Origin of the sequence: Streptomyces sp. NPDC057428, assembly GCF_042803195.1 — a bacterium.
GTDB lineage: Bacteria > Actinomycetota > Actinomycetes > Streptomycetales > Streptomycetaceae > Streptomyces.
Genome location: NZ_JBHVCT010000049.1, coordinates 1 through 25,231 on the forward strand (window position 1 = coordinate 1; position 25,231 = coordinate 25,231).

The 25,231-nt window shown below is 69.7% G+C and carries 24 protein-coding genes and 2 pseudogenes; 16 read left to right on the forward strand and 10 right to left on the reverse strand.

Annotated features, from left to right (window positions below; genetic code table 11):
* Nucleotides 1–131: 131 nt before the first annotated feature.
* Nucleotides 132–371: pseudogene (locus tag ACFU5K_RS19530) on the forward strand (snapalysin family zinc-dependent metalloprotease); the annotation flags it as partial.
* 181 nt (nt 372–552) lie between these two features.
* Here the strand turns inward: ACFU5K_RS19530 and ACFU5K_RS19535 are convergent.
* The 7 genes from ACFU5K_RS19535 to ACFU5K_RS19565 all read right to left on the reverse strand — a co-directional run bounded on the left by ACFU5K_RS19535 (nt 553) and on the right by ACFU5K_RS19565 (nt 7,049).
* Nucleotides 553–1,344, reverse strand: a complete 792-nt coding sequence (locus ACFU5K_RS19535) for an enoyl-CoA hydratase/isomerase family protein (RefSeq protein ID WP_384063107.1) — start codon at nt 1,342–1,344, stop codon at nt 553–555.
* Complete coding sequence (locus ACFU5K_RS19540) at nt 1,341–2,588, reverse strand: cytochrome P450 (protein WP_384063109.1); 1,248 nt, start codon at nt 2,586–2,588, stop codon at nt 1,341–1,343. Before ACFU5K_RS19540 ends, ACFU5K_RS19535 begins: the two co-directional genes overlap by 4 nt.
* Before the next feature lie 104 nt (nt 2,589–2,692).
* A complete protein-coding gene (locus tag ACFU5K_RS19545; protein WP_384063112.1) occupies nt 2,693–4,066 on the reverse strand; it encodes a cytochrome P450 in 1,374 nt (457 codons plus the stop codon).
* A gap of 10 nt (nt 4,067–4,076) precedes the next feature.
* Nucleotides 4,077–4,637, reverse strand: a complete 561-nt coding sequence (locus ACFU5K_RS19550) for an ATP/GTP-binding protein (RefSeq protein WP_384063113.1) — start codon at nt 4,635–4,637, stop codon at nt 4,077–4,079.
* Between the two features lie 3 nt (nt 4,638–4,640).
* Nucleotides 4,641–5,033: a DUF742 domain-containing protein gene (locus ACFU5K_RS19555; RefSeq protein ID WP_384063116.1), complete on the reverse strand. Its 393-nt coding sequence runs from the start codon at nt 5,031–5,033 to the stop codon at nt 4,641–4,643.
* A complete protein-coding gene (locus ACFU5K_RS19560) occupies nt 5,026–5,868 on the reverse strand; it encodes a roadblock/LC7 domain-containing protein (RefSeq protein ID WP_384063119.1) in 843 nt (280 codons plus the stop codon). The genes ACFU5K_RS19555 and ACFU5K_RS19560 overlap by 8 nt, the downstream gene beginning before the upstream one ends.
* Entirely contained in the window at nt 5,865–7,049 is a 1,185-nt protein-coding gene (locus tag ACFU5K_RS19565) for an ATP-binding protein (protein ID WP_384063122.1), read from the reverse strand. The genes ACFU5K_RS19560 and ACFU5K_RS19565 overlap by 4 nt, the downstream gene beginning before the upstream one ends.
* A 1,251-nt stretch (nt 7,050–8,300) precedes the next feature.
* On the opposite strand from ACFU5K_RS19565, the gene ACFU5K_RS19570 reads away from it, so the two are divergent.
* From ACFU5K_RS19570 to ACFU5K_RS19600, 7 genes are all read left to right on the forward strand, one after another.
* Nucleotides 8,301–9,347, forward strand: coding sequence for an acyl-CoA dehydrogenase (locus ACFU5K_RS19570; protein ID WP_384063124.1), 1,047 nt, complete (start codon nt 8,301–8,303; stop codon nt 9,345–9,347).
* A complete protein-coding gene (locus tag ACFU5K_RS19575) occupies nt 9,344–10,114 on the forward strand; it encodes a PIG-L deacetylase family protein (RefSeq protein ID WP_384063127.1) in 771 nt (256 codons plus the stop codon). The genes ACFU5K_RS19570 and ACFU5K_RS19575 overlap by 4 nt, the downstream gene beginning before the upstream one ends.
* Nucleotides 10,111–10,728, forward strand: a complete 618-nt coding sequence (locus ACFU5K_RS19580) for an SAM-dependent methyltransferase (RefSeq protein WP_384063129.1) — start codon at nt 10,111–10,113, stop codon at nt 10,726–10,728. The genes ACFU5K_RS19575 and ACFU5K_RS19580 overlap by 4 nt, the downstream gene beginning before the upstream one ends.
* Nucleotides 10,725–11,453 carry a glycosyltransferase gene (locus ACFU5K_RS19585; protein WP_384063131.1) on the forward strand — a complete coding sequence of 243 codons (729 nt, stop codon included), beginning with the start codon at nt 10,725–10,727 and terminating at the stop codon, nt 11,451–11,453. Before ACFU5K_RS19580 ends, ACFU5K_RS19585 begins: the two co-directional genes overlap by 4 nt.
* Before the next feature lie 599 nt (nt 11,454–12,052).
* The gene (locus tag ACFU5K_RS19590) at nt 12,053–13,576 is read left to right on the forward strand and encodes a catalase (RefSeq protein ID WP_384063134.1); all 1,524 of its coding nucleotides are present in this window, start codon (nt 12,053–12,055) and stop codon (nt 13,574–13,576) included.
* Nucleotides 13,577–13,909: 333 nt separating this feature from the next.
* Nucleotides 13,910–14,515: a GPP34 family phosphoprotein gene (locus tag ACFU5K_RS19595; RefSeq protein WP_384063137.1), complete on the forward strand. Its 606-nt coding sequence runs from the start codon at nt 13,910–13,912 to the stop codon at nt 14,513–14,515.
* A gap of 38 nt (nt 14,516–14,553) precedes the next feature.
* Nucleotides 14,554–14,736, forward strand: coding sequence for a DUF5133 domain-containing protein (locus tag ACFU5K_RS19600; RefSeq protein ID WP_384063140.1), 183 nt, complete (start codon nt 14,554–14,556; stop codon nt 14,734–14,736).
* Nucleotides 14,737–14,864: 128 nt separating this feature from the next.
* Here ACFU5K_RS19600 and ACFU5K_RS19605 read toward each other — a convergent pair whose 3' ends face one another.
* Entirely contained in the window at nt 14,865–15,539 is a 675-nt protein-coding gene (locus tag ACFU5K_RS19605) for an HAD family hydrolase (RefSeq protein WP_384063143.1), read from the reverse strand.
* Between the two features lie 436 nt (nt 15,540–15,975).
* On the opposite strand from ACFU5K_RS19605, the gene ACFU5K_RS19610 reads away from it, so the two are divergent.
* On the forward strand, nt 15,976–16,614 hold the full coding sequence (locus ACFU5K_RS19610) for a ferritin-like domain-containing protein (protein WP_384063145.1): 639 nt from the start codon (nt 15,976–15,978) through the stop codon (nt 16,612–16,614).
* A 146-nt stretch (nt 16,615–16,760) separates the two neighbouring features.
* Here the strand turns inward: ACFU5K_RS19610 and ACFU5K_RS19615 are convergent, their stop codons facing one another.
* Nucleotides 16,761–17,480, reverse strand: a complete 720-nt coding sequence (locus tag ACFU5K_RS19615; protein WP_384063147.1) for a DinB family protein — start codon at nt 17,478–17,480, stop codon at nt 16,761–16,763.
* Nucleotides 17,481–17,843: 363 nt separating this feature from the next.
* Here ACFU5K_RS19615 and ACFU5K_RS19620 point away from each other — a divergent pair, with 363 nt between their 5' ends.
* A complete protein-coding gene (locus ACFU5K_RS19620; RefSeq protein ID WP_384063150.1) occupies nt 17,844–19,064 on the forward strand; it encodes an alginate lyase family protein in 1,221 nt (406 codons plus the stop codon).
* Between the two features lie 1,370 nt (nt 19,065–20,434).
* Entirely contained in the window at nt 20,435–20,938 is a 504-nt protein-coding gene (locus ACFU5K_RS19625; protein WP_384063153.1) for a DUF4396 domain-containing protein, read from the forward strand.
* 130 nt (nt 20,939–21,068) lie between these two features.
* Here ACFU5K_RS19625 and ACFU5K_RS19630 read toward each other — a convergent pair whose 3' ends face one another.
* The gene (locus ACFU5K_RS19630) at nt 21,069–21,377 is read right to left on the reverse strand and encodes a hypothetical protein (protein WP_384063155.1); all 309 of its coding nucleotides are present in this window, start codon (nt 21,375–21,377) and stop codon (nt 21,069–21,071) included.
* Nucleotides 21,378–21,630: 253 nt separating this feature from the next.
* Here ACFU5K_RS19630 and thpR point away from each other — a divergent pair, with 253 nt between their 5' ends.
* The 5 genes and pseudogenes from thpR to ACFU5K_RS19655 form a co-directional block, all read left to right on the forward strand.
* On the forward strand, nt 21,631–22,227 hold the full coding sequence (gene thpR / locus ACFU5K_RS19635) for an RNA 2',3'-cyclic phosphodiesterase (RefSeq protein WP_384063158.1): 597 nt from the start codon (nt 21,631–21,633) through the stop codon (nt 22,225–22,227).
* A 472-nt stretch (nt 22,228–22,699) separates the two neighbouring features.
* On the forward strand, nt 22,700–23,227 hold the full coding sequence (locus tag ACFU5K_RS19640; RefSeq protein ID WP_384063161.1) for a GNAT family N-acetyltransferase: 528 nt from the start codon (nt 22,700–22,702) through the stop codon (nt 23,225–23,227).
* 104 nt (nt 23,228–23,331) lie between these two features.
* A complete protein-coding gene (locus tag ACFU5K_RS19645; protein WP_384063165.1) occupies nt 23,332–23,874 on the forward strand; it encodes a hypothetical protein in 543 nt (180 codons plus the stop codon).
* Nucleotides 23,875–23,904: 30 nt separating this feature from the next.
* Nucleotides 23,905–24,159 (forward strand): hypothetical protein, encoded by a 255-nt coding sequence (locus ACFU5K_RS19650; RefSeq protein WP_384063232.1) that lies wholly within the window; start codon nt 23,905–23,907, stop codon nt 24,157–24,159.
* 511 nt (nt 24,160–24,670) lie between these two features.
* Nucleotides 24,671–25,222 (forward strand): annotated as a pseudogene (locus ACFU5K_RS19655) (response regulator); the annotation flags it as partial.
* Nucleotides 25,223–25,231 lie beyond the last annotated feature (9 nt).

Genomic DNA, 25,231 nt, shown 5'->3' on the forward strand with positions numbered 1-25,231 from the left:
AGGCGATACCGGCTCCCGCCACTAGCCGAAACTCGCTGACCTGCGCTGATGCCCAATTCGACTCATCGGACACCCACTGAGCTGCGGAACCCGGGCCATGAGTGAAGGAACAGCAATGCCGCACTCCTTATGCGGTGTCACAGGGCTACGACAAGACCCGCGTCACGGCTCACGAGATCGGCCACAGCCCCGGGCTGCCGGACACCGAACCCGGTCCTTGCTCCCAGCTGATGTCCGGATCGAGCGCCGGCACCGCTTGCCGGAACGCGGTTCCCAACGCGTCCGAACAGAACCGCGTGGAGTCCGCCTACGCGGGCGGCATCGCCTCACGCGTGCCGGCCGACGGCCGCACCCTCGTGGATGCGGGCTAGCGGGGGCTAGCGGGGCTAGCCGCCTGCACCACCGGCCAGCGCCGAGGCGCCCGACGCGATCATGCGTGGTCGGGCACCTCGCCGCTGCGCACGGTGCCCGTCGGACGCGCCGAGGCATCCGGCGAGGCCGATGCCTCGGCCGTCCGTGGCCGGCCGGACGCTCACCTCGGTCCGGGAGGGGTCAGCCCCTCGCGTGCTGATGGAGAGAAGCTGCCAGAAGATGGGAGTCGAGCAGGGAGACGTCCGCCGTCCTGTCCGCCCGTGCGAAGCCGGCCAGCATCCGTTTGGTCAGGACGAGGGCTTCCGGCGAGCGTCGGACGAGGGGTCTGGTCCAGGAGTCGATCACCTTGTCCAGCTGGTCGAGCGGGGCCGTCCGGTGGAGCAGGCCGATGCGGTGGGCCGTGTCGGCGTCGAAGACGTCGCACGTGAGCATGAGCTCGCGAATCCTGGAGGCGCCCGCCTCGGAGACCAGACGGCCCATCGCTCCGCCCCACGCCGGCGGCAGCCCTATGCCGACCTCCGGCATACGGAAGCGGCTGGTGTCGGCACCGGCGCGCAGATCGCAGAAGGAGGCGAGCGCGAGGCCGGCGCCGATGACCCGCCCGTGCAACCGGGCGATGGTGACCGCGTGCGTGTTCTCCAGAGCCTGGCAGAGGCGGTGAGCTTTGTCGGCCACGCGCCGCAGAGCCACTCCGGACGGATCGGCGGCCAGCGTTTCCTGGTACTCCGTGCGGTCGGCGCCCAGACAGAAGTCCGTCCCCAGTGACGACAGTGTCAGGATCCGGACGTCGGGTCTCTCGTGGAGGTCGTCGAGCAGGCCGGCGAGGTCGTCGAGGACCGCGGCGTCCAGCGTGTCGTCCTGCCCCCAGGGGTTGAGGCGGACGTGCAGCACAGGACCGACCTGCTCGGCGAGTATCGCCTTGGGAGCGGTCCGGGAGCGTACGGGGGTGGGGGTGGGGTCGATTTCGGTCATGCGAGTGCTACGTCCAGGTTCAGCAGGCGCCGGAACGCCACACGGGGCGCCATCGACGGGGGGCGTACGAGGGTGAGGCGGGGAAGGCGCCGGATCAGCTGACGGAGAAGGGTCTGCGCTTCGAGACGGGCCAGCGGAGCGCCCAGGCAGTAGTGGATGCCGCCGCTGAACGCGAGGTGGCCGGGGGCCCGTTCGGGGTCGAACCGGTCCGGGTCGCTGTGTCTGGCCGGGTCCCGGTGCGCCGCTCCGACCATGAGGTGGACCATCTCGTCGCGGCGGATCTCGACACCTCCCAGCACGGAATCCTGCGAGGCGACCCTGCTGATCACGTGGGTGGGCGGGTCGTAGCGGAGCGTCTCCTCCACGAACCCCGGTACGAGGCCGGGGTCGTCGGCGATCATGTCCCAGCGTTCCGGGCTCTCGACGAGCCGGAGTGTCATCGTCGATAGGAGGGTCGCAGTGGTCTCCAGGGCTGCCAGCAGGACGAACAGCACCAGGAAGTACACCGCCTCGTCGGCCTTGTCCTGGTCGGGCTCGATCGCGTCCCATGCCTGGATCCACCGCGTGACGGGATCGTCACCCGGGCGGGAGCGCCGATCACGCACCACGTCCATGAAGTAGGTGCGGAGTTCGGCCGTGGCCGTGTCGGACAGAGCCAGTTGGCTGGCCGAGGGCAGCAGTTCCTGGGTGAAGACCTGATCGTGAGTCAGCTGTCGGAGGCGGGGCCAGTCAGCCTGCGGCAGTCCGAGCCAGTCACCTATGGTGGCGACCGGCAGCTCCTCGCAGACCAGCTCCGAGAAGTCCGCCTCGCCGGAGCGTATTCGCTCCGTGAAGGCGTCGAGGAGCTGGTCCGCGGTCCGGCTCACATTCCGGCCGATGCGCTCCACGGTGGCGCGGTCGAAGGTACCCGCGGCCCGTCGCACCCTGCCGTGGTCCGGGGGGTTGAGCGCAGCGAGCGTATGGCTCATCTCGCGTGAGGAGGGAGCGTTCCAGCGCGTCCCCGGACCCTGACGTTCCCGCCAACTCCGGTCGGGCTCCAGCCATTGACGGCTGCGCAGGACCTGATCGCAAGCCGCGAAGCCCGTGACGACGGAGCCACCCCAGGGTGCGGGCACCACTTCGCCTCGCGCGAGGAGTTCGGCGTATATCGGGAAGGGGTCAGCCTGCCCTCCGGCCGTCCGCAGACGGGAGAAGAGGGAGGCGGACGCCCGGCGGTCGTATGACGGAGTTGTGGTAACCACCATGATGGCGGCTCCTTTCTGAGAACCAGCCGCCATGCATACCCACATGATCGTTATTGCATCCACTACCACTGAGTACTCAGGAGGTTACTTAAATCACTCTCGCCTCACTCGCCCCTGGTCCAGGCCAGGAAGCGGGTGAAGAGGCCTCCCTTGGGCTGCGGTGCGACACCGGTGCCCGATTGCGAAGGTCCCGAGGTCGAGGGCGAGACAGGGACTGCCTGCTGCTGCACCTGGCCGGCGCTCGATCCGGCCGGCTGGGCGGCGTGAGGAACCACCCGTGGGGAGAAGCGGATCGGGAGGGTGACCAGCGAGCGGCTCCACGGGCTCGGCGCCCAGGTGAGCGCCTTGAAGGGGACACGCATCTCGACGTCGGGAAGCCGGTTGAGCAGCGCTTCGACGGCAGTCACGGCGATCATGAAAGCCGGGTCCTTGGCGGGGCAGGCGTGCGGGCCCGCTCCGAACGCCAAGTGCGCCTTGGCGCTGAGCTGTTCGCGGTGCTCGGACAGCTTGGGGTCCGTATTCGCGGCGGCGAACGAGATCAGGATCGGGTCATTGGCCCGGACCACCCTGCCACCAATTTCGACATCGTGAGTCGGGTAGTGCGCAGCGTAGTTGGCGATCGGCGCATAGTTCCAGAGGGTCTGGGACACTGCGTCCTCGACCGGGAGGCCGACCTGCCAGTCCTCGCCGAGGTACAGGGCGCTGCTGGTCCCGATGGCCGCGGCCAGCGGCGCGGTGCCGCCGGAGAGCAGGGTCACCAGCTGGTGCAGCACCTCCTCGTCGCTCAGCTGGGCAGGGTGCTCCATCAGACGCGTCGTCAGGTCAGCGGCGGGCCGGCGTCGCTTGAGGGTGATCAGCTCGGTGAGCGCTCCGCCAAGGACCTCGTCCGCCCCGGGGGTGCCCTCGAAGATGCCGCTGATCCCGGAGATGACGCGGTCGCCGATCTCGGGCGGGCAGCCGAACAGGTCGCTGAAGACCAGGAGGGGCAGCGGCTGCGCGTACTCGGCCATCAGCTCTGCCTGGCCACGGATGTCCGTACTGAACTGGCTGATCAGGTAGTTGGCGGACTGCTGTGTCTGCCTGATGAGCTGGTGCTCGTTGACCGTGGCGAGACTGTCCGTGACGGCTTGGCGCAGTCGGGCATGTGCCGCGCCGTCGCTGAAGAGCGCGTTGGGGCGGTATCCCATCATGGGCAGCGCCGGGCTGTCGGCCGGGACGCGCCCCTCGTTGAGGGCGTTCCAGCGACGGGAGTCGCGCACGAACGAGGCGGGGTTCTGGAGGACGTACAGTGCGGCGTCGTAGCTGGTGACGAGCTCGGCCTGGACGTCGGGGGCGATGTCCACGGGCGCACTGGGACCGGACGACCGCAGTTGTGCGTAGTGGCCCTCGGGGTCGGCTCCGAACGCGGGGCCGTACATCTGGATGTTCCCGTGCGCGGGGCAGCCGGGGGGTATCTGAGGGTCGGGTGGCTGTTGCATTCCAGCGCTCCTAGGCGAGTTGGGACATGAGGTGTTTCACGAGGGTGATGAGGGCCTGCGCCGACGAGGTCTCGTCCCGGACGTCACACTTCACGACCGGGGTATCGGCGGTGAGGTTGAGGGCCTCGCTCACCTCTTCGAGCGGGTAGTCCGTGGTGCCCTCGAAGTGGTTCACGGCGATGGCGTACGTCAGACCGAAACGCTCGACGAGGTCGAGGACGGGGAACGACTCGTGCAGTCGCTCCGGGTCGACGAGGACCAGCGCGCCCAGAGCACCCCGGGAGAGCTCTTCCCACATCTCCTTGAAGCGCTCCTGGCCGGGCGTTCCGAAGAGGTAGAGCACCAGGGTGTCACTGAGGGTCAGCCGCCCGAAGTCCATGGCGACGGTGGTGGTCTTCTTGTCCGGCACGCCCGACAGGTCGTCGAAGCCCACGCTGGCCTCGGTGATCTCCTCCTCGGTCCGCAGGGGCTCGATCTCGGAGAGACTGCCTATGCAGGTGGTCTTGCCGACCCCGAAGTGCCCCACTATGAGGATCTTCACCGCGTGGGAGACGTCTGGATCCAGGTACACGCGTTACGCTCCGAATCGATTCTTCAGGCCCTCGAGCACGGCACTGACCAGTTCTCTGTCGACACGTTCGGCGCGTGGTATCGGTCTCCTCACGAGGATGAGACTGTCCTCCTCCAACTGCGCCAGCAGGATGCGGACGACGCCCAGGGGCAGGTGCGTGTGCCCTGCCACCTCGGCCACGGACAGGAAGCCGTCGGCGACCAGGTCCATGACCTGCCCCGCTTCCGGGGACAGCGTGTGCGCTGCGAGCGGTCCGTCCTGTGCCGCGGCCGTCACGAGCGTCGTGTGCTCGTACTCGTGGTCCGGCGGGAGCGCTCGTCCGTTCGTGATCACGAAGAGGGGGACTAACGGAGACGTCAGTTCCAGCTCTTCGTCCTGCTCGGGCCCGTCAGGCATGGCCTGCCCCCTTCGCCGGTGTGGCGGCCGCGGTGAGTCTGGGAACCACCTCGTGCAGGCGCGTGGTGAACTCCTCTATGTCACAGTCGTGTTCGGCGGCAGCGGCCAGGAAGGCACCGGGACCGGCCGCCATCAGGAAGATCCAGCCGTGCTGGAACTCGATGACCGTCTGACGCCACTCCGCGTCCTCCAGGACCCCTGCGAACTGGGAGGTGACCCGGCTGTAGGCGTGGATGCCCGTCATGGCCGCGGAGATCGTGTCCGCGAGGTCGCGGCTCATCCCGTTGGTCGCGCCGCGGGGAAGGCCGTCCGACCCCAGCAGCACCGCGTGACGGGCTCCCTTGACCTCGGACATCACCTGGTCGAGCTCCCCGAGGACGAATCCCTTGTCACCCGGGTTCTCCCCCCGGGGGGCGCTCCCCCGCGCACCTCCGGCGTCCTCGTTGTTCAGCCTCGGCGGCGAGGTGAGGTTGTTGCCGAGCCGGGCGACGAGCCGGTGCATACGGAAGGAGATCTGCTGCATGTCCACATCGGGCGCGGCCGCGGCCGCGAGGTAGGCGCCCTGCCCCGCCCCGATGAGGAAGCTCCAGCCGTGCGAGAACTCGATGATGGTCTGGTTCCACCGCCGGTCCTCCTCCGGTCCGGCGAAGTGGGCCGTTGCCCGGCTGAGCGACTGCATCCCGGCCATGGCGGCGGAGATGGTACGCACGTCCTTCTCGGCCAGGCCTTTCGTCGCGCCGCGAGGAAGGCCGTCCGCGGACAGCAGGACCGCGTGCCGTGCACGGGGCACGTTGTGCACGATGTCCTCGAGCATCCACGACAGGTCTGCAGTCATGCGTCTTCGGACCCTTCGAGGGAGGTGGCGTCGAGGTTGCGGCCGGAGAGCGTGCCGCGCTGGAAGGCCCCCAGGCTTCGCCCGGAGGTACGGCCCGTCTCCCCCGGGCTCCGCGGCGCAGGCGAGGTGGCGTCGGGGTCGGGGACGCTCGCGATGGGCGCCTGGCGTGCTCCGCGCTTGGGCAGGCCGTGCATAGTGCGCGACGTCGCAGCCGGCCGGCTCTCGGTGGAGCGCCGGATGTTGCTTACCGGGGCCTCCTGGGCGGGCGGTATCTCCTCCATGGTCCACAGCTCCTCAGGCAAGAGGACGACGGCCCTGACGCCGCCGTATCGGGAGACTCCGGTGACGTCGACCTTGAAACCGTGCTGACGCGCGATCAGGCCGACGACCGGGAAGCCGAACTTGGGCTGCGTCCCGAGCTGGGACAGACGGGGGGCGACTTCTCCGGAGAGCAGCGTGGTCGCTCGCTGCCGCTCTTCGTCGTTCATGCTGACGCCGGCGTCGTCGATGACGATGCACAGGTTGTTCTGGACGCGCTGGAACGTGACCTCGATCGGCGCGTCCTGCTGCGAGAAGCTGGCAGCGTTGTCCAGCAACTCCGCCACGGCTAGGGCGACGGGCGCGACCGCGCTTGCCTTCAGGGCGAGACCGGTCTGCTGCATGATCGCGACCCGGTGGAAGTTTCGGATCTGGCCCTGGGCACTGCGCACCACGTCGTAGACACTGGCGGGCCTGTTGCGACGGCCGAGCGGCGCACCGCACATGACCGCGATGCCCTGGGCCTTGCGCGCCATCTGTGCGTTGGCGTGGTTGACGTCCAGCAGGTCGCTGAGGACCGCGTGTCCGCCGTATGTGCGCTGGATGCCGTCGAGCAGTGTGGTCTGCTCGGCAGCGAGGCTCTGCAGGAAGCTGGCCGCACCCTTGAGGACGGCCTTGGTGTTCTCCTCCGCCGCCTCCTTGGCCTCGCGGAGGGTGGCCTCCTGCTCGTTCCGGAACCTCTGCAGCTCGGCGCGTGACGAGTGCAGGTGGCTCTCCGCCGCGAGCAGCTGGTGCCTGAGTTCGGCCTCGGTATGCTTCTTCTTCGCCCCCAGTGCTCTGTTACGGGCGACGAGTGCCCCGATCGCGACAACGGCTATCGCCGCCACCGCAACCAAGCACCACACAAGTGCGTCTCGATTCATGGAAACCTTTCCCGGCGCATGGCATGCGGACGGCTGCGGATACACCTCGCAAGGATCCGCAGCACAGCCGGTCGGCACGGTTCACCCGCTGTTACCCGGAGAGCGCACCGCCGATCGCAAATCAGCATCTGCGTCAAGTGGATCAAGATCACAGATGCCGGGATGCTATCACCGGCGCTTTGCCTCACCGGACGCCCACCAAGGCGTCCCGTAAGCCCAACACAACTGCCGCATCCGCAGGTTGACATGCCCCTTCGGCCGCGCAATTGCAATCCGCCCGCCCCTCTCGCCACCGATCCGGCGACCGGTTCTGCACAAGAGGATTGACAATCTCTCACATCGATCTGAGGCACCGGCAACCGCACCCCTGCCAGCTCTACATCGACAGGGCGCATCGTCAAGCCTTCGGGAATCGTCGGCGTGTTGTTCGCCTGTCGTGAGGTCGTGCGGTCGGAGTGCCCGGGAGTCGGCCCGGAGGCACCCGCAACCGCCCGTACGGGCCCGGCCCAGCGGCAGTGATCCGCGCTCAGAGCGACCGGCCGGGGCCGAGGCCATGGTGGGCCGCAGTGAGCTGCGGCCAGGTGCTCCGTCCTGCGCGTCGCCCCGGTGACTTGTCACGGGATGAGCGGAACCACTCGGTGTGCACCCTGCCGGTCGCTCCGTCCGCCCCGATGTGACGGGTGGGGCCACGGCTCGATTGTCAGGGACCCGTCGCGCCACGATGTCCCGCCTTCGCGGCGGGGCCCCGGATCCACGCCCGCCCGGAAGCGCCTCGACGGCGTTTGGTCGCTGCCCGCGCCCGCAGTCGCCACCACCGGCCCGCGAGGGAGGTGCCGCCGCCGCACGTCCACGTCCGGACCTTCCAGCGTGCTGCCGGAGCGCGCAAGGGAGATCGTGGACCCATGCGCGGCACCGTCAGTCATCGGCCTCGTCCTGATCGATGTGCGCCCACGGCCCGGGAGCCGCTTCTCCCGGGCCCTGGCGGCGATCACGCCGCAGCGGCGGCCGTCGCAGGCCTCCGTCTTCCCTGCCGGAACGCGCGCGATACCCGCAGCGCGCGCAGGAGAGCGTAGGCGCCGCGAGTTGGACATGTTCATCTCATGTTCACGGGCCGGGCCCGCGCGGCACAGGGAAGCCACGTGGCGTGCGCGCCGTCCCGGGTCGGTCCGGCATCGATCGCTCGTCACCGGGCACAGGATGCGAGGGCGGCCCACCCGGAGGGCGCCGTTCGGAAGGAGTGAGGACGAGTGGATGACTGAGCACGCAGTGCGACGCCCCGTGGTGCCCGAGGCCGCGCCGCCACTCAGCACGGCCGACGACTTCGATGCCCGTTCCCTGCGCGCGGAGACCTCGGCCCGGTTCACCGCCGCCGTGGCCGCGATCGAGGCGCGTGAGTTGCGCTTCCCGCTGCCAGGGGGCGGGGCGACCGCCGAACGCCTCGCCGCTCTTCAGGCCGTGGCCGAGGACGATCTGTGCCTCGCCCGGCTCGTGGAGGGGCACGTCGACGCGCTCGCGATCCTCGCCGAACTGGGAGGCCCCGGCCCCACGCCTGGGAGCCGTTGGGGGGTGTGGGCGGCGGAGCCTCCCGGTGAGCGCCTCTCGGCCGCACGGGACGCCGAGGGGCGATGGAGCGTGAACGGCCTCAAGCAGTACTGCTCAGGTGCACGCAGCTGCACGCACGCGCTGGTCACGGCTCATGCCGAGGACGGCCGGCGACTCTTCGCCGTACCGCTGGCCGACGGGACGTACGAGGCCGTCGAGGGCACCTGGCAGGCGCTCGGGATGGCCGGCTCGGACACGCCGGACGTGCGTTTCCGCTCGGCTGCGGCGGAGCCGGTCGGAGATGTCGAGAAGTATGTGAACCGGCCGGGCTTCCAGCATGGTGGCATCGGCGTCGCCGCCTGCTGGCTCGGAGGAGCGAACGCCGTGGCGCGCCCCCTGCGCACAGCGGTCCGCCGGGGCGGAGGTCCTCACACCGAGGCACACCTCGGCGCCGTGGACATCGACCTGCACGCGGCCGGCCTGCTCCTGAAGTCCGCTGCCGCCGAGATCGACGCCGACCCCCTGGACCTCAAGGGCGGGGCGAGACTGCGCAGCCTGCGGGTACGAGGTCTGGTCGAGGCCGTGTGCGACCGCGTACTCGGTCATGTGGGCCGGGCCACCGGCGCCGGGCCGCTCTGTCACGACGGACGTCACGCGCGCAACGTCGCCGACCTCACCGTGTACATCCGCCAGCACCACGCCGAGCGCAACCTCGCCGAACTCGGCGCGCTCGTCGGCGGCAGGGAGGACCGGTGACCGTGGGCACGGGCGACGGGACGCCGTACGCGGACGCAATCCAGGCCCCTGGTACCGCCGAGAGCATCTGGCGGGCGTGGGGCGGCTGGGAGGGCATGGCCGAGTTCCCGCTGCCGCCCCGCGGCAGGGTCGTCGTCGTGGCGGCCCACCCGGACGACGAGGTGCTCGGACTCGGTGGCGCACTCGCACGGCTCGCCGACGCCGGCCACCGCCTCACCGTGGTGTCGGTCACGGACGGCGAGGGATCTCACCCGGACAGCGAGGTGCTCAGCCCGCACGAACTCGCCGAGGTCCGCGCCGGCGAGATCCGGACCGCCCTCGAACGGCTCGGCACCGGGGACCCGGAGATCGTCCGCCTACGCCTGCCCGACTCCCACGTGTGCGACCACGAAAAGCAACTGAGAGAGGCTCTCGTCCCGCTCTGCTCCGGCGCTGTCCTCGTGGCGGCGCCATGGACGGCAGACCTGCACAGCGACCACGAGGCGACGGGCCGTTCCGCACGGGAGGCGGCCCGCGCAGTGGGTGCGCCCTTCGCCGAGTACCCCGTATGGCTGTGGCACTGGGCACGCCCCGACGACCCCCGCGTCCCCTGGGACCGGGCAGCCCGGGTCACCCTGGCAGCGGGGATCCAGGCCCGCAAGCGGCATGCCGTGGATGCGTTCGCCTCACAGATCCGGCCCCTGGGCCCAGGACCGGCGGAAGCCGCCATCCTCCCGCCCGATGAGGTCGCCCACCACCTGCGACCTTGCGAAGTGGTGTTCCTGTGAGCACCCCGGCGGGCTACTTCGACGGCATGTACCGGGGCGAGGACGACCCCTGGCACCTGAAGGAGCGCTGGTACGAACAGCGCAAGTACGCGCTGACGCTCGCCTCGCTGCCCAGGGCCATGTTCCGTAGCGCCTTCGAGCCAGGCTGTTCCGTGGGTGAGTTGACCCGCCTCCTGGCTCCGCGGTGCGAGCGTCTGCTCGCTGTCGACCGGGTCGCGTCCGCCGTGGACACCGCCCGGCGTCGTACCGCGGACCTCGACCGGGTGAAGGTCGCACGGCTCGTCGTCCCCGAGGAGTGGCCCGCGGAGCGCTTCGACCTCGTCGTGCTCTCCGAACTGCTTTACTACTTCGACGAGACCCGGCTGGACGATCTGCTGTCACGTACCGCCGCCTCGCTCGAGCCCGGAGGAACCCTGGTCACGGTGCACTGGAACCACCCGGTGCCCGAGCACCTCTACACGGGGGCACAGTTGGCGGAACGGCTGGCCCGTGAGCCCGGGCTTCTGCTGCGGGCCGATCACAGCGAGGAGGACTTCGTCCTCCAGACGTTCAGCCGGATCATCCCGGGCGGTGCCGCGCCGCCTTCACCCGCCCACTTCGAGGGGCTCGTGTGACCGGGGCGGCGGCCATCGCCGTGGTGATCCCCGCGCACGACGAGGAGGCGCTGCTCCCCGCCGCCCTCGACGCCGTGTCCCGGGCCGCCCGACACCCCGCCGTCGCATCCACCAGGCTGCTCACCGTGGTCGCGGCGGACGCCTGCACGGACGGCACACGCACGGTCGCGCGTCGCGCCGGCGCGTTGATCGCACCGCTCGACTGCCGCAGCCCCGGACGGGCCAGAGCCGCGGGCGTGTCGCTGGCGCTGCGCACGCTCGGACTGGATCCAAGCAGTGTGTGGATCGCCTCGACCGATGCTGACAGCGAGGTCCCGCACCGCTGGCTCGCCCATCAGCGGGCCTGCGCCGAACAGGGCTGGGACGCGGTGGTCGGCACCGTCCGCCCCCACGGATGGCCGCCCGTCCTCGAGGAGGCCATCCACGATCACATAAGGGCGTACGAGGCCGCGGGGCGGCATCCGGAGAGATCCGACGCGCACCCCCATGTGCACGGCGCCAACCTCGGTGTGCGGGCTGACGCCTATCTGCGCTGCGGCGGCTACCCGGCGCTGGCGACGGGCGAGGACCATGCCCTGGTCGCGGCGCTGCTGTCGAGTGGCCACAGCGTCCTGCGGACCAGGCGCTTCCCCGTGCTCACATCCGCGAGGCTCACGGCACGGGCTGACCAGGGATACGCGCAGAACCTGCGCCGATTGGCGGAGGGCGTACGGCTGCTCGGCTGAAACCACCGGATCGCGGCACTGAGCAGCGACGTCTCCCCCTGACCGCCGGGCACGCCGGGCGGGACTCCCGTGGCGGACGCTCGACCACGCCGCCGGGGCGGGCCGCGCCCTCGGCCTGGTGCTCGCCACGTCGCCGGCGGAGTCGTATCCCCGGCTACGCCCCGCCCTCTGCACGGACGCAATCTGTTCTGCGTCGTGTACCTGAGCCACGCACCCAGCAGCGGCAGCCGCCCTCCGGCCTGACCACGCACGCGGCCGGCCTGCCCGGTCCGCAGTCCTCCAGGTGGCATCCGAGATCCGCTCCCGGCTGATCCGGTGCCGGGGTGTTCTCCCGGAGGGCGAACGGTCGAGCCCGCCTCACGAAGAGGATGTGGAACCTCGGTTTCCGATGACCCGCTTCTCCGCGTTTGGCTGTGTTGATACCGGGTTACAAGTGCGGCCATGTTCGGAGAGCGAAGGGCCACCTGTCGGCGTAGCGTCTCGTTCGGGAGTCCACGCCCGGCCCCGACGTCGATGCGGACGAATTGTCGACAGGCACGGCGCGCGCGGTCCCTATCGACGTTTCGCTCTCACCATTCCCGCCGCGAAGGGGAACGAAAGTGACCGACACCTCGCACGAGCCGACCACCACTGACTCCGGTATCCCGGTGGAGAGCGACGAACACTCGCTCACCGTCGGCCCGGGCGGACCGATCCTGCTGCAGGACTCCTACCTGATCGAGCAGATGGCCCAGTTCAACCGGGAGCGAATCCCCGAACGTCAGCCGCATGCCAAGGGCAGCGGCGCCTTCGGGCACTTCGAGGTGACCGAGGACATCAGCCGCTACACCAAGGCGGCGCTCTTCCAGCCCGGCACCAAGACCGATCTCGTGGTCCGTTTCTCCACCGTCGCGGGTGAGCGGGGCAGCCCGGACACCTGGCGCGACCCGCGCGGCTTCGCCGTGAAGTTCTACACCACCGAGGGCAACTACGACATGGTGGGTAACAACACCCCCGTGTTCTTCGTGAAGGACCCGATGAAGTTCCAGCACTTCATCCGGTCGCAGAAGCGCCGTGCGGACAGCAACCTCCGCGACCACGACATGCAGTGGGACTTCTGGACGCTCTCACCCGAGTCGGCCCACCAGGTCACCTGGCTGATGGGTGACCGCGGCATCCCGCGCAGCTGGCGCCACATGAACGGCTACACCTCCCACACGTACATGTGGATCAACGCGCAGGGCGAGCGCTTCTGGGTGAAGTACCACTTCAAGACCGATCAGGGCGTCGAGACGTTCACCCAGCACGAGGGTGACCAGATGGCCTCGGCGGACACCGACTACCACATGCGTGATCTGTTCGAGCATATTCGGGACGGCAAGTTCCCCAGCTGGACGCTGCACGTCCAGGTCATGCCGTACGAGGACGCGGTGAACTACCGCTTCAACCCGTTCGACCTGACCAAGGTCTGGCCGCACGGCGACTACCCGCTGATCCAGGTGGGACGGATGACGCTGGACCGTAACCCCACCGACAACCACGCGGAGATCGAGCAGGCCGCCTTCCAGCCGAACAACCTGGTCCCGGGCATCGGCCCCAGCCCGGACCGCATGCTGCTGGCACGGCTGTTCTCGTACGCGGACGCGCACCGGTACCGCATCGGGTCCAATTACCAGCAACTTCCCGTCAACGCGCCCGTCGCGCCTGTCCGCACCTACTCCAAGGACGGGGCGATGGCGTACCGGAAGACCACCGATCCCGTCTACGCCCCGAACTCCAAGGGCGGCCCGGCGGCCGACACCGCCCGCTACGGGTCCCCGCCGAGCTGGCACGCCGACGGGGACATCACCCGGGCGGCCTACGTCGACCACGCGGAGGACGACGACTGGGGCCAGGCCGGCACCCTGGTGCGTGATGTCCTCGACGACGCGGCGCGGGACCGGCTGGTGGACAACGTCGTCGGTCACCTGCTCAACGGCGTCACCGAGCCCATCCTGCGAAGGGCCTTCGAGTACTGGTCGAACGTCGACCAGTCGATCGGCCGACGCATCGAAAAGGGAGTGCGCGCCAAGGCGGGCGAGAAGGACCCCAAGGCCTCCGAGCAGAGCAATCCGGCCCGCCGTTCCATGCAGGACAAGGCCTGACACGCAGGCTCGGGCCGGACGGGAACCGCGCGCCCCGACGCCACCGGTGGCCCCCTGTGACGCGCCTTCGGGCGGTCGCGGGGGGCCACGGCCGTAGCACTGCCGGTGGACCTGTCGCCGGAGACCCCGCCGTCGGCTGTCAGGGGAATACTGGAGCCAGGTACGAAGGTGACGCCGTGGGAATCCCTCGCCTTCCAGGCTGGTTGTCGATCGAGACGTGTCCGGAACCCGCGACGGTGGCCGGATCCGGCGTCCGGGCCGCCGCGTGTTCCGTACGCGGAAGCCGAACAGGTGGTGACCTGACACCACCGACGAATCCGAGGGGAGCCGTGCATGACTACGGCGAAGGACCTATTCATCATCGCCTTGGACCTGGGGTCGAAGCACTCCGTCGGGCAGGGTGACCTGTCGCTCGCGCTCGCGGGAGCCGAGCTGGTCGATCTCATCGGGGCACGGGCAGTCGCCCTGGACGGTGATCGGATCGTACCCGCGGAGCACGGAGAGCTGGACGATCACCTCCTGGGTGAGGCGTCGGCCGCACTGACCGGACAGGCTCCCTACGAGCATGTCGAGGACTGGCTGTGGCGACGCGGCCGCGATCTCGCAGCGTCGTACCAGGCCGCCCTCGAGGAGGCCGGTGGACTGACGAGGGAGCACCGCGGCCGCTTGTCGTTCGGCGCGGACCGTCTGGAGCTCGCCGATACCCCTTCCCGTCGCCGGGCCCTGAACCGGTGGGAGGCCGAGGAGCCGGTCCTCGCCGCCCTCGCCGCAGCCGTGGGTATCCCGGGCGAGCAGACCGACGAGGAGCCGGGCCTGGACGACGAGGCCGTGACGACTGTGCTGGCAGCGGTGAACGACGCGGTGATGGAGCTGGAGGCAGTCCGTCAGCGTCGGTCGATCGAGAGCTCGGCGTTCGCGAATGTCTGGCGAGGCCCCTGACGAGAGGTGAGGCAGGCCGGTGACCGGAACATTGCACAGTGAGCGACGTCGCCTGCACGCTCTGCCTGTTCACCGGCATCCGCGACGTGGAGTCGGCTCCCGCCGCCGCGCGTCACCGGCTTCGTGGCGCACGCACGGAGGCCGATTTTCCCGCCTCTCGACCTGACGGGGCACGTGGACCACAGGCCTGGCACGACGGCTCCGCCCTGAATCCGCCCTGAATTCGGTGCGGGGCCCGCCGCACCGGATCCTCTGAACCGGTGCGGCTCCCGCATGTGGCGGGGGTGTGTGCGCTTCCTGCCCGTGACAGGTTCGAGTCACGAGCGGATCGTCGCCTCACGCGTGGCACTCACCCTGCCGCACCCACACGGGTGAAAGCGCTGCGGTCCAGGTTCGTGAGAAGGTTTGCCGGGTCGCCGTACACCTCAGCCGCTCCTGCCTCCACGAGCGCGTCCCGGGCGATTCCCCCCGACAGGAGTGCGATGGCGGGAACCGAAGCGCGGGTCGCGGCTTGCATGTCCCACACCGAGTCACCCACGTACACCGACTCTTCAGCCGTGCTGCCGGCGAGGTCCATCGCATGCCGGATCGGTGTGGGGGCGGGCTTGCCCCGGTCCACATCGTCCGCGCTCGCCGTGTCGGTGATGGCATCGTCGGCGTCGAGCGCCCGCCGCAGCGCCTTGAGTTCCGGACCCGACGCGGAGGTGGCGAGAACCACCCTCCAGCCCCTCGCCGCGAGGGCCCGCAGCAGGGCCGCGGCACCGTTCACGGCCGGCAGCCGCTCGAAGTACGTCGCATACAGCGCGGAGTGCGTGCTGCTGATCCGCGCGTCCTGCGCCTGGTCCCGTCCAGCTCCCAGGATGTGCTCGATCAGATCGGCGGAGCTCAGGCCGATGGCCTGGTGCACCTCGGTCATGGGCACGTCGTGTCCTGCCTGCCGAAACGCCTCCCACCAGGCACCGACGTGCAGGTAGTTGGTGTCCACGAGAGTTCCGTCCACATCGAACAGAGCCGCGCGAGCCATCGGGTCCTCCTTGCGGGTCGGGCGCCGGGCAAAGGGTCCCCGCGACGGCTTCCGCGGAAGTCCCGGCGGCGTGCCTCTGCCCTCGATCGCCGGTGGTATGTCCACGGCCACGGTGCCGGTCGCGGACGTTCGAACTGCCCTTCGGGGAACTCGGCCCGGACAACCTGCTCGCGCGATGTGCCGTCTGCCCCGGATCGTAAGGCCCGGACAGGGAACGCTCGGCCTATCGGCGCGTGCGACACGCGCTGTCGCTCCTGCCCGATCGCAGCCCGCCGTGCGGGCATTGCGGTGCCCTCGGTGAATCGCCCCGCCGACCGCATCGGACCCGGCGGCCTCCGACAGGGCCGGTCAAGTGGAATCGACGCGGATGAGCGTGACGTCCACGGTCCCGGTGGGAGATGACGGTGGTAGAGCGTTCCATCCACCCAGGAGCATCATGTCGCCGAAGAGTCCCACCCCCAGCTACACCGTTCCCGGCCTGACCACGAGGGAGGGCGGGCAGGTCATCGACCTGCTGAGCATGCGTCTGCACTCACTCAACGACCTGGCGCTCACCTTGAAGCACATCCACTGGAACGTGACGGGCCCACACTTCATCGCCGTCCACGAGATGCTCGACCCGCAGACCCTGGCTGTGCGGGGCATGGCCGACGCGACCGCGGAGCGCATCTCGGCGCTGGGCGGCGTGCCGCAGGGAACCGCGGGCGTGCTGGTAGCCGAGCGGACCTGGGACGACTACAGCGTGGGCAGGGCCGACGCCATCGCCCACCTCGGCGCACTGGACCTCGTCTACACCGGCATCATCGAGGACCACAGGAAGGCAGCCGCGATGGCCGCCTCCGTCGACCCCGTGACGGAGGACCTGCTGATCGAGCACCTGCGTTCCCTGGAACAGTTCCAGTGGTTCGTGCGTGCACACCTGGAGAACAGCGCCGGGGCCCTCACCACGGCCGACTCCGGCAGCGAAAAGAAGGCCGCAGCGGCGGCCGGGCCGTCGCGCCCCATCCCCGCGAAGAAGACCGCGAACAGCAAGCGCGCAGCCAAGAAGCCCGGGGCCCGCCAGCGCGCGGTCTGAACCCGGTGGCAGGCGGCGAACCGTATGCGCGAGCCGTACAGCCGGGCAGCGGCGCGGCCGTCGGCACGGGTGGCCCCGACGGCCCCCGACGCCGACGGCCGTGAGGTTCGAGACGCCCGGGCATGTGCCGCGCGGTTCGCCCGGGCTCACCTGTGCGGGCCGAAGCGAGCCCGCGACAGGTCACGCAGCAAGGCGATCTCGGACATGTGGTGGATGAATTCGAGGTTGGCGCCCGCAAGCACCGTGGCGAACGGGTCATCGGGATCGGAGCCGTAGGGGTACTGGGAGAAACCGACCGTGTCGAGCTGCTCCTCCGTGACAGCGGCGACGCCGTCGCGCCAGCGGTCGATCAGCATCCAGAAGCGGTCGAGTGCCAGTGCCGCGAAGGGGGTGAAGTCCACGAGAAGCTTCGGCTCCTGCCGGCGGCTGCCGAACGTCCACTCCCACTGGCCGGCGAAGCATGAGTGCAGGTGACCCAGCCGCCACGCGATGGTGGTGAGCGGCACTTCGTCGGGCTCCGGCTCACCGGGGTGGGCGAGCACTTCCCGGACCCGCTCGCTGCTCACGCTCCAGTCCTCGGCGATCTTGGCCACCGTCATGCCGCCGGCGGCCTGCCTGGCGACCTCGGCGTACTCGTTCGACGGGATGTCGGGCGCACCCTGGTCGAGCACCCACTCACCAGGACCGTACGCCCTGGGCGTCACCGCCTCACCACGGCGCCGGATCGACCAGCACCCGGCGACCGGCTCCCAGAGGTACTCCTCGTCGCCCAGCCCCGTCAGCCGGACCTGGGCCATCTCCCTGGCCTTGTCGAACTGGTCGAGCAGCAAGCCCAGGCGATCGGTCCGCACACCCTCTGTCTCCACGCTCGGTTCCCCTCGCCGACACGTCCCGCGCGGCACCGCGCTCCGGCGGAGGCTAACGGCTCGCCTCACGCGGATCCACCGATTTCCCGGCCTGTGGGAGTGCCTTCGTCCTCGAGCCGGCTTCCCGTTCTCCCGACGCCGGAGATGGTGCCGTCGGTCGTCAGAACGTCGCCCCGGAGCGCAGGGCCCACTTCAGCCGCACGACTGCTCGGGCACCCCATGTCCCGATCTCTCAAAGCCAGTTGGCGGACACATTCAGTTCGAGGCCTTGACGGCGTTCTGGTCTGTACCTATGGTCACCGATCAGCGCGCGTGTTCACCAGCCAGTGCAACGTTCACATACAAGAACGGATGGCCCCCCACATGCCCGACACCCCCGCGGTACACCGCCACGGACGCCGTCCCGCCCTCCTCGCCGTCGCGGCCGGCGCCCTGGCCTCTCTGATCGCAGGCTTCCTCTCCTGGCCCGGCGCCGTCCGCGCCGAGGCCGCACCGGCCGCCTTCACGCACCCGGGAGTCACGGTCTCCCAGACCCAACTGGACTTCACCAGAGGCAAGGTGAACTCCGGCGCCCAGCCGTGGAAAGGCGCGTACGACCAGATGATGGCGAGCAAGTACGCCGACCTGAACCGCACACCCAAGCCTCGCGCGACCGTCGAGTGCGGGTCGTACTCCAATCCCAACCACGGCTGCACGGACGAGCGGGAGGACGCGATAGCGGCCTACACCGACGCCCTCGCCTGGTACATCACGCGTGACGAGCGGTACGCGAAGAAGTCCATCCAGCTGATGGACGCCTGGTCGGCGGTCATCAAGAGCCACACCAACAGCAACGCCCCGCTGCAGACCGGCTGGGCCGGCTCCTCGTGGCCCAAGGCTGCCGAGATCATCAAGCACACCTACACCGGGACATGGGCCAACTCCGGACGCTTCTCGACCATGCTGCGTGACGTCTACCTGCCCACCGTCATCAAGGGATCCAACTCCAACGGCAACTGGGAACTGTCGATGATGGAGGCCGCTGTCGGCATCTCCGTCTTCCTCGAGGACAAGACGTCGTACGACAAGGCCATGGAGAAGTTCCGGACCCGCACCGCGGCCTACGTCTACCTCGCCTCCGACGGCGCCCTGCCCAAGACCGTTCCGAGCCAGAACCTCGACACCACCGCGAAGATCGTCAGTTACTGGCAGGGCCAGTCCACGTTCGTCACCGGACTCACCCAGGAGACCTGCCGCGATTTCACGCACACCGGCTACGGAATCTCGGCGATCGCCCACGTCGCCGAGACCAGTCGGATCCAGGGGCAGGACCTCTACGGCACGGACGTCGGCGAACGGCTCCGGCACGCGCTCGGTTTCCAGTCCAAGTACCAGCTCGGCGAACCGGTGCCCGGCTCACTCTGCGGGGGTTCGCTGCACCTGGGCCTCGGACCCGTCACCGAGGTGGGCTACAACGCTCTGCACAACCGCCTCGGCATCGCGATGACCAACACCCAGCGGCTGACCGAGCAGAGCCGCCCCGCCGGTAGCAACAACCTCTTCGTGGCCTGGGAGACCCTGACCCACGGCGACAACCCGGCCTGACCCCGGGCCCCCGCCGGAGGGAGTGGAGGGATGCGCCCGCAGTCCTGTCAGGGTGCGGGCGCATCCCTCCGAGTCGGCCGACCGAACGCCCGTCGCCGCGGACGACCTGGCCTCGCAGCGGGTCAGCCGCGCCCCAGTAATCCGCCGAGAAGCCCACCCAGCAGGCCCCCGAGCGGCCCGTCGGACGAAGCCGGGCCGTCGTCGCCCCCGGGCTCCTGCGTGCCAGCCCCGCCGGTGGACGGGCTTCCGGATCCCGAGTCGCCGCCGGCGCCCGGCGCGGCCGAGGAAGGATCGCTCGCGGGTTGCCCACCACTCGTGCCGCCCGTACCACCCGCGCCTCCCTGCGCGCCCGTCCCGGACGACGGGGCGGGGTCCTGCCGACCGCCGGAGGGAGCTGTCGGTCGTGCGCCTGCTAAGGCGACGTCCGCGGGTCCGGAGGAAGCCTCGACCGGCAGGGGCTCGGTGGACCGGCCGACGGCGGAGGGGTGCGTCCGGCCGGGCAGCGCATGCCCTGACGCACGCGGAACGGGTTTCGTCGCCGGGACCGGGCGGCCCTGGTCCTCCCCGGCGGCCGGCTTCTCATCTCCCTCGCGTTCCAGACCCATCGCCCGCGGCAGTTGCAGGAACGGAGCGCTGGAGTCACCTCCGACCAGGGCGACGCCGAGGGTCGTGGCGTAACAGGCGCAGCAGAGCGCGGTGACGGTCCCGGCGCGGCGCCAGGTCCGACTGCGCCTGCCCGTGACGTCGACGAAGACGGGCCTACCGGTGCGCGCGGCGCCAGGCCGGCGCGAGCTGTCACCGGGCACGGACACGGATGGGCTCCCTTCGCTCTCGGCAGAAGGCCGGACACCTTGCGGGACGTCAGCGCCCCGGGGGCCCGCCTCCCGCCGGCTGTCACCTGCGTCGCCTATGCCGTCTCCCTGTACGTCGCCCGCCGCCGCGCCGCTCATGCGCACCTGGTTCTCCACCTGTGTCGGGCCTGCCGGACCGGTCGTCGACAGGACTCGTACATTGCCGGGTTCCGCATCGACGCGTGCATTGGAACTCCGCACCACGCGTGCACCGAAAAGGTCCGGCAACGCCGCCGGCCCGATCCACCCCCCAATGCATTCGGACTCAACAGCCTTACGGATGGGTCCAATCGGCCACGCATCATGGTGCCCGGCCCCATTGCCCCGGAGGCGGGCCTGGATGGGCCGCCTCCTCCTTCCGCGGGAACACGATCTCGAGCCGTACCGAGCAGCGGCGTCCGCCGCCGGTGTCCCACCGACGGACCACACCAAGATCCGGAATACCCCCCCGGGGTATATTGTTCACCCTGGTGTATCCGCCGGATGCGGAGCAGAAGCAGCTCACGATAGGAGACGGTCATGGACGACAGTGCGCACCACACCGGCACCGCAGACGGCCACGCAGCGCACGCACACCACCTGAGAGGCCGTGTCACCTGGGGATCCGCCGCGAAGGCAACCCTGCACTGCCTGACCGGCTGCGCCATCGGCGAGATCCTCGGCATGGTCATCGGCACCGCTCTGACGTGGGGAAACGTGCCCACCATGATCCTCGCGATCACTCTCGCGTTCATCTTCGGGTATTCCTTCACCCTGTTCGCGATCCGTGGAGCCGGCCTGGACCTCAGGGCCGCCCTGAAGGTCGCACTTGCCGCCGACACCGTCTCCATCGCCGTGATGGAGCTCGTGGACAACGGCATCATCGCCCTGGTGCCGGGCGCGATGGACGCGCTGGTGTCGGACGGGCTGTTCTGGTGGGCACTGCTGGGAGGCCTGACGATCGCCTTCGTGATCACGACCCCGGTCAACAAGTGGATGATCGGCCGCGGCAAGGGGCACGCAGTCGTCCACGCCTACCACTGACGTCCATGCACGCCGTAGCGGGGAGACGAGTCAGGCGGCAGCTTCGGGCGCATGCCGGGAGTACCCGGCATGCGCCCACCACACAGGCTGCCCGCCGTCCGCCATGGCCTCGGGCGAGGCCCGCAGCCGGTCAGAAGTCGCTTTCGATCCCGGTGACGGCTGGCGATCCGAGCGGCGCATCCGTCTCCGAGTACCCGGTCTCCTGCAGGGCCGTGGAGACAAGCCCAACGGCCTCCAGTTCCGCCTCGTACCGGTCGGAGGCATCGACTTCGAGCCGAATGGAGAAGGTGCCGTCAACGTTGAGCGTGAGCAGGTCCAGCCCCTCGCTCTCACTCACATCCGTGTGCTGCGCAGCGAGCTTCCCCTCCAGAGCGGCACGGGAGGTGTCCGTGATGCCCGTGACGAAAGTTCCGGGCACGGTGATGACAAAGGTGGTCATGGCAGCTCCTCACGTCCGGTGCGCAAACGTCTTGCGTCTCGTTCCGACTGCCCACATTTTCAGAAGTCACCGAGGAAGCCGCCCAAACGGGCCGGGCCTGGTACGTGCCACGTCACAGGGGCCGTTCGTCCACGACACCCCGTCCGGCGAACCCACTCGCATGAGACGGCGGCTCCTCTCCCCGCCCGCAACGCGAGCGCACGCCCCGCACCGGGCTTCGCGCCGGCCAGCCTCATGGGGTACGAAGTCCGGTGTGAACGAAGAGACCGGACCTACAACCGTGCGCGTGTTCATCGCCCTCGCCCCGCCCGACCACGCGAAGGAGGAGCTCGCCAGGGAACTGCGCCCCGCCTACGGCACACACCCTCGGATGCGGTGGAACCGCATCGAGGACTGGCACATCACTCTGGCATTCCTGGGCGAGCTGCCGGTCGAGACCGTGCCCCTCCTGCGGCGGCCGCTGGCCGACCTGGCTGCGGCACATCGAGCACCGAAGCTGGCGCTTCGGAGCAGCGGACACTTCGACGACCGGGTCCTGTGGAGCGGCATCGACGGCGACCTCGACGGCCTTCACGTGCTCGCGGCCGACGTACGCGCCGTGGTCAAGCAGTGCGGCGTCGCCTTCGAGGACCGGCCGCTGCGGCCGCATCTGACGCTGGCCCGGGCCCGCCGCGGCGATCTGTCCTCGACGGCGGAGATCGCCGCGGAGTTCGTCGCTTTCAGAGGTACCCCGTGGCTCGCCGAGCGCCTTCACCTGGTCGGCAGCAACACCAGCCGCAGTCGGGGGCCGATCCACTACCGCGACATCGAGGCCTGGCCCCTCGGCAGTGACAACGGCAGCGGATCCTGAACCGGCCGCCGGACGGTGGCCACCGCGGGAACGGCACGCCGGGTCATCGGCATACGTCGACCACGTGCGGCAGGGCCAGGCGATGCGCGTGGGAAGGCCGGCGGGCCGCTGCCGCGTGAACCACCTCGTGTGCGCCGCCGGCGGGACGGGCCGGCACACACGGTCGGCCGCTACTCCCCCGGAAAAACCTGGAACTGCACCATCGCTGCCGGCGGGAGCACCACGCACTACCCCGATCTTGGGCGGCTCCAGCTCGGCCTCCAGGAAGGTCGTGCGCGCCCCTCCCGCCCAGCACAGCCCCCTCCGGGGGACCACCCAACAGCCCCGGGCGCCTGAAATGCCGTAGCCGGTCATGCCGCAGCGAACGTCCGCTCACGGACCCGGCGGACGTAGGGTGTGACGGCATCGGAGGCATGAGCGGCCTCGCATAGGCTGGTCGTCTCATTCGATGCGTCGCGACGAGGATCAGCCCATGGGCAGCAGCACCGGAATCCGCCTGATCGAGCCCACGGACGCAGTCCCGATAGCTGGGCACCGGATGCGGGACCTCGAAGCTTTCCGTCCGTGGGAACCGGTCCAGCCTCCCGAGTTCTTCACCCCGGAGGGCCAGGCGGAGCGGATCGACAGCCTACTTGCCTCGTACCGGGCCGGCACGGTCTGGCCGGGCGTCGTGCTGGCCGACGATCAGGTGATCGGGCAGGTCACCGTCGGAGGCATACGGCAGCAGCCGCACCTGCGCCGTGGCTCGGTCGGATACTGGATCGGCAGCGTCGCCCAGAATCAAGGGCACGCCGGTCAGGCTGTCGGGCTTGTCCTCAGCGTGATGACGGACGAACTCGGGCTGCACCGCGCCGAGGCGTCCACCCATCTGGAGAATCTGCCGTCGCAGAGAGTGTTGCGCCGCAACGGGTTCAGCCCGTACGGCGTCGCGCACTCCTCGATCCTCCTCGACGGGAGTTGGCGGGACGGACTGCTGTGGGAACGGATCCTCGGCGACTAAGGCCGGTCCTGTAGTCCCTGTGGATCAGCGCGCGACGGCAGACGCCGGAGATCGACGAGCTCGTCATCAAGCGTTGCCCGGTCGTTCTCGGTTCCGGCGTCCCTATGTACCGGCCGGAATGGACCTGGATAGCCGAGGAGGAGGACCGGGTCGTGGCCCGGGCGCTGTGGTGGGGGCAGTCCTCCAGTACGCACCCCATCGCCCTCGACTGTCTGCACGTGGACGGTTCCGTCACCGATCCTTCGGCACTCGCCACCGAGCTCCTGACTGCGGGCCTCGGGGCGTTCGCCGCGCAGGGCGCGTCCAGACTCCCGCTGTACAACCTGACGTTGCGCCCCGACTGGCGCTCGGATCCGGCCGTGGCAGATGCCCTTGCCTGGCGCCGCACAGCGGCGCTGGCCGCCGGACTGACGGACGAGGTGGAGCGCCTGCGCCTGGAGTGGCGCCCCGAGGCAGGAACACCTCGGCCCAGCGGCAGGCTCACCTTCACCCAGGCGACGGACGACGAGTTCCTGGACGTGTTCCGGCGGATCGCCGAGGGCAGCCTGGACGGTGAGACCCGGCGCAATCTGGCGATCCTGGGCCCGGAGGCCACCGCCCGGGAGGAGATGGACTTCTACCTCGGCTGCCCCGGCGAGCGGGAGTGATGACGGCTGGCCCGGACCTCCGATGGCCAGATCGCGGGCCTCGCGGTCCCGTCGGCCACGCCGTACAACCGCAACGTCGGCTATCTGGGTGTCGTTCCGGAGTTCCGTGGGCGTGGATACGTCGACGACGTCCTCGCAGAGATCACCCGGGTCCAGGTCGAGTCCGGTGCGGAACTGATCACCGCCACCACCGATACGGGCAACGCCCCGATGGCAGCGGCTTTCTCCCGGGCCGGCTACCGCACGACGGAGATCCGGATGATCTACTCGGCGCCCGTGTCATGACGGAAGGAGCGAGGCCAGTTCCGTCCGGGAACTGATGCCGAACTCGGGAAGGCACGGTAGCGGTGAGGCCCCGCCGTGCGGGGCCTCACGGGCGGGCGGCGACCGGGCCGACCCGGACCCTCGCGGGGTGGTGACCAGCTGTGCCCGGGCTGGTCACCAGGTCCGCCGAGGGCCGTACCACTATCCCTGCCATCGTGCGCACGCCAGGGGATCACTGGGCAGTTCTCAGTCCTCGGAACCCGTCTCCCGCATGTCCGAACGGGTCGGCGGGAGGGTGAAGACGAAGCGGGTCCCCGGGGTGTGGGTGGTATCGAGGGTGCGTTGGAGATCAGGTTCTGCAGGAGGACCCCGAGCTGGGCCGGGTCGCCGTGTACGGCAGGCAGTGGGTCGTGCGTGATGACCGCCCCGGTCTCCTCCACCGCCAGGCCCAGCGAGTTCGTTGTGCGCCGCAGCAGGTTCTCGAGGCTGACGTCGGAGTCCTGTGCGTGCATGCGCCCGACGCGGGAGAAGGGGCGTCAGCCGCCAAGGCGCCCGCAAGCGCTGGCCCGGCCTCGTCTTCACCGCCCGTCCCACATCACGTCCGCCACCCCACCATCAGACCCGGAGCCCCCTCATGAACGGCCTCGTCCCCCGCACCTACACCGTTCTGCTCGTCGAGGACGACATGGCCGACGCCATGCTCATCGAGGAGGCCATGACCGAGCAGGGCATGGCACGCGGGATCCAGCGTGCCGACGACGGCGTCGCGGCGCTGGAGTACCTCCGCGACCCGCAGACCGACCGGCCCGACCTGATCGTGCTCGATCTGAACATGCCCCGCATGAACGGCCGCGAGCTGCTCAACGTCCTCAAGAACGACCCGGATCTGTCGAGCATCCCCATCGTCGTGCTGACCACGTCCGCCGCGCCCGACGACATCGACGACGCCTATCGCCAGCACGCCAACGCCTACGTCACCAAGCCGGTCAATCTCGACGACTTCATCGAGACCGTCCAGAGCATCGATTCCTTCTTCCTCGACACCGCCACGACGCTCCCCCGCCACTTGGGCGACGACCGCTGAACGAGCCGG